This is a genomic window from Edaphobacter sp. (assembly GCF_035532915.1).
Taxonomy (GTDB): Bacteria; Acidobacteriota; Terriglobia; order Terriglobales; family Acidobacteriaceae; genus Edaphobacter.
The window spans coordinates 1-4269 of record NZ_DATKQC010000147.1 but is presented as its reverse complement, the minus strand read 5'-3'; the positions used below and the strand labels follow the sequence as shown (position 1 = coordinate 4269).

Annotated in this window: 6 protein-coding genes; 3 read left to right on the top strand and 3 right to left on the bottom strand. The window is 56.0% G+C overall.

Annotation, left to right across the window (positions count from 1 at the left end):
- From VMU57_RS07235 to VMU57_RS07225, 3 genes are all read right to left on the bottom strand, one after another.
- The coding region (locus tag VMU57_RS07235) for a hypothetical protein (protein ID WP_414648614.1) at positions 1–345 on the bottom strand (345 nt) is incomplete at its 3' end.
- Positions 342–668, bottom strand: coding sequence for a hypothetical protein (locus tag VMU57_RS07230; protein ID WP_325381962.1), 327 nt, complete (start codon positions 666–668; stop codon positions 342–344). The genes VMU57_RS07230 and VMU57_RS07235, both read right to left, overlap by 4 nt.
- Before the next feature lie 226 nt (positions 669–894).
- Entirely contained in the window at positions 895–2061 is a 1167-nt protein-coding gene (locus tag VMU57_RS07225; protein ID WP_325381961.1) for a hypothetical protein, read from the bottom strand.
- Positions 2062–2216: 155 nt separating this feature from the next.
- On the opposite strand from VMU57_RS07225, the gene VMU57_RS07220 reads away from it, so the two are divergent.
- The 3 genes from VMU57_RS07220 to VMU57_RS07210 all read left to right on the top strand — a co-directional run.
- Positions 2217–2462, top strand: a complete 246-nt coding sequence (locus VMU57_RS07220; protein WP_325381960.1) for a hypothetical protein — start codon at positions 2217–2219, stop codon at positions 2460–2462.
- Positions 2463–2588: 126 nt separating this feature from the next.
- Positions 2589–3629 (top strand): tyrosine-type recombinase/integrase, encoded by a 1041-nt coding sequence (locus tag VMU57_RS07215; RefSeq protein ID WP_325381959.1) that lies wholly within the window; start codon positions 2589–2591, stop codon positions 3627–3629.
- Between the two features lie 270 nt (positions 3630–3899).
- Positions 3900–4269 (top strand): hypothetical protein (locus VMU57_RS07210; RefSeq protein ID WP_325381958.1); only part of this gene is annotated, 370 nt, incomplete at its 3' end.

Here is a 4269-nt window from a genome sequence, read left to right as displayed (position 1 = left end):
TTCGAGACGCAGGGCACCCACCTTCACTGCTTCCTCGGTGAGCGCGAACGTGTTCTCGCCGGATGCCATTGTCACCGGCACCACCTCATCGTCGAGCGCCAACCGGCTCCCTTTCCGGCCCACTACGTTGAGCGTCTGATAGCGGCCACTCTTCGTGAGGCTCACCTCGGTACGGAGATATTGCGAGAGGTAGGAACGCTCCAGGGGCGTCCATACCTCGGCATAGCGGTAGATGCAGACGGCTGCCACACTCATCAACGCCAGAAACATCACCGCGTATCTCCACAAAGGATGCCGATTCGGCCACTCACCCGCGTACTCGTTGCGCCCCCACTCTTGACTCATGACTCGCCTCCTGTTGCTACTGCCGCAAGGCGCTCCAGCGCCTTACGCAATTTGTCCTGGTCGGCTCGCTCGATCAGCCTTTGCATCTCCTCGGCTGACAGGGTCTCCCCCTGACTCAGTTTGTAGAGCGCATTCAGGAGGATCGTCCGCAACGCCAGCACTTCGGAGAGGATGGTGTGCTCGGCTGCATTTGGCTTGGCTGCCCTGAGCAAAACATCACGCGCCCATTCGCTGATGGTTTGCCCACCGGCCAGAGCTTCCATCTGGGCATATTCTTCGTCCGTGACTTTCGTGCTGATGGATTTTGTGCGAAGCGAGGGCATGGGATTCCTCCCAACAAAATCAACAAGTTCCCGTATGGGAACCTGAGGTTGCCGCAAAGCGCCGCAAGGGGACTGGTTCGCGGTAAGCCGTTGGGTTTTCAAGAAGTTCCCGTATAGCAACCAAAGTTGCTATACAGCACCCGTTACGGGGTGACGTGTCCGTCCAACTCCCGGTGCCGAAGGCACCGCTCTTCGCAAACGCGCCGCAAACCATCGATTCGCGCTATCAACCCTGTTCGCCATATTCCAGCCGAAGCTCCTCCAGCCACCGCTGCACCTCAGGAAAGGCTGAGGCTTTCTGAGAGAGTTCACGCAGAGCGACCCACTCTCGCTCGGTAAACTCGATGCCCACATCGTTCCGTCTCAGCCAAAGCGTGATCGTCGTGGCACCCTTCTCTTTGCTAGGCGTTGCGACGAAATGCCTGCCGTTCCACGAACGCTTCATGGGCCATCCCGCGAGCATGGTTTGAAACTCGGCCAAGTCCGGGTAGCGGGCGATTAGAAAGCTCATGCGACGAGTCGGACCGAGATCAATCGACATGCCCAACTCAGGGCGACCGATGCCCACAAGGGAAAGCCTCAAATCATCCGACTCCAGCGGTTCGGGCAAGATAATCCGATGGCGAAAATCGTCTTCGTTGGGACCTACGAGGCGCACGGGTTGGCGTTCGTGCCGCAGCGAATGGCCCCGAGCGGCAAGTCCCCATAGAGTTGGCCAGAATGGTGCAAGAGCCTGATCGAGTTTGGAGCCTTCTACCTCTTCGTCGCGAATCGCAACGAGAAGACATCTGGCAACTGAGCCTGGGCGCTCCCATTTTTCAGATGGTTTCAGTAGCAGCTTCCGCGCCGCGATCTGTTTTAGAACTGCTTGGTGATTCTGTTCTGGTTTCTCGTCGGATGTTCGAACGCCAGCGGAGTCGCCGCCGAGGTTGCGAACGTAGTACCACGCGTGCTTTGAGGCCGGATTCTTCCGGGTCAGATAGACGGCTTCGAAAGCATCCAGCAAAGTGACATAAGACTCTCTGGAAGGAATGGCGGGCCAGAGCAGCGGTGGTTCCTGGACCTCCTCCTCCGCTCCGATCTGCACATAGTGCATGAGCACATCCCACTCGGCGACAGCGAGTGCGTGCTGTGATTCCCACTTCTTGCGAATGTGATAGAGGGAAGGGGTCGGCGTACTGAGCATTTCATGACGGGCTGTTTCACGGTCCATTCCTTCGACGCGCTCCTCGATAACGAGGAAGGCGGCCTCACCCAAAGACACCTCACGTTTCAACCGCTCACTAAGAACTCTCTGGTACCGTTCCAGCAGCTTGAGGCGGTCTTCGCTGAGTCGAATTGAGATGACCTCGTGCCGGGGTTTCTTCTTGAGGATCGACATCATGGTTGACATATTCTCCTACACTGTTGTACAGTGTTTACGTTATCGTAGCTCTGCTGGCGGCTGGATGCAAGAAGAATTTTTCTTCACCACTTTCGGAAGCCGGAGAGCCAATCGACGAGGTACTCGTCGATCATCGCAAGCCTTGGAGGAGTCGCTGCCACGCAATGTCCGTACCAACCCAAATCGAGACCTCGGTGCACATCGAGCGGCATTATGCCGTTGCGGAAATCGCCGAAATGTGGAACTTGAGTCCTGATAAAGTTCGTGAGCTATTCGAGAACGAGCCAGGCGTGCTGGTGATTGGTGAACGGAGTCCGCGCCACAAGAGACGGTACGTCACGCTGCGCATCCCTCAGAAAGTGCTCGAACGCGTCCATCATCGTCTATCATCGAAGTCTGGCGTCCGGTAGGAGTATTCCACTATGCTGACCATCTATCGTCGTCACCGCAAAGATTGCAAGCAACGCGCAAAGGGTCGGAAATACCGACACTGCCAATGCCCCATTTGGGTTGACGGAGCACTCGGCGGGAAAGAGATGCGGGAATCGCTAAAGCTCCGCGATTGGCAGCGAGCGCAAGACTTGGTCCGCGAATGGGAAGCCGAGAACCGCCGCACAATCCAGCAGGAAAACCAGGTCACGATTAAGGATGCTCATACGAAGTTCATTGCCGACGCGGAAGCGCGGAGGCTGAACGATGCCACGCTGAACAAATACCGCCTACTCTTCCGACAGCTTGACGGTTTCGCGGAAACATACAAGCTGCAATTCCTCAAGCAGCTGGACCTAGATACGCTTGCAACATTTCGCGCAACGTGGACGCAGGGGCCGCGCACAAGCCTCAAGAAGCTGGAACGGCTCAGGGCGTTCATGCGCTTCGCCGAAAAGAGAAAATGGATTGACGATAATCCGGCGACTGAACTGAAGGCTCCGAAGGTTCCCAACAAGCCGACGATGCCATTCACTCGGGAAGAAATGATCCGCACTCTCACTGCCCTCGGACCCTACGGCAAGAGCGCGGGTATTCGCAACGCCCAGCGGCTGCGCGCATTCGTTCTCCTGTTGCGCTATTCCGGTTTACGGATCGGCGATGCAGTGCAGCTTGATGTAAACCGGGTCAAGGACAATAAACTGCTGCTTCACACAGAGAAGACGGGAGTGCCTGTCTATTGCGTTCTGCCAGAAATGGTTGTCAAAGCGCTGGATGCGGCTCCTCATTCCAGCGCGCGCTATTTCTTCTGGACAGGCAAGTCAACCGTGCGCAGCGCCAAAGGAAAATGGCAACGCAGGCTGCAGCGGCTGTTTGAATTGGCAAAGGTGGCAAGCGGCCATGCTCACAGACTCCGGGATACGTTCGCCGTCGAACTGCTACTCGCTGGCGTGCCACTCGACAGGGTTTCCGTACTACTCGGACACAGCAGCATCCGCATTACGGAGCGTCACTACGCACCTTGGACACGATCTCGACAAGAGCAGATTGAGGCCGACCTGAGAGCTGCTTGGAGCAATGATCCTGTCGTGCTCACCGATGGGAAGGGCACGCCGGAGATGCAAGGAAAAGTGGGCCAGATCAATTGAATGCGGTCTGGCAAACACTGGCCCAGTGTTCGTGTCAGCATTGAAAAACCTTGGTTGCACCTCGTGTGAGTAAAGCCCCCCCGCCTCTGAGAAGCATTCCGAAGGCCAAACGTCACGTTTAGGGCACCGCAATTCTAGTAACTATCACGGTAGCGGTATAAACTGCTGTTAAATCATCGTGCAGAGTATATCGAAGCGAGCGATGCACGAAATGTGACGCTCATTTCACGCGCCTGCGGTTAAGGATTTCTGCATGGTTAGAAGGGAAACATGGCACTCGCCTTTGACCCTCTACGAGAAGCGGAAGAAATACGAGAGCAGCTTGGCTCGGACAAACGGCGACTGATTTTGTTCCTTGGGGCCGGGACTTCCCAGGCCGTCGGCATAGACAGCGTTTCATCCCTAACAACAAACGTCAAACCTGAGCTTAGTGCATCACAACAGGCTCAATTTGACAAAATTCTTGCGGCGCGTTCTGGTTCGCATGTTGAGCACGTACTGAATCACGTCCGCCTCTGCCGCGAGCTAATAGAAGCCAGTGCAACAAAGTCGGCAGACGGTTTCGGCGGTAGCGAAGCAGCTGAGATGGACCGTGCCATATGTAGAGCTATCTACAAAAGAGTAAAAATTGATCCGCCTC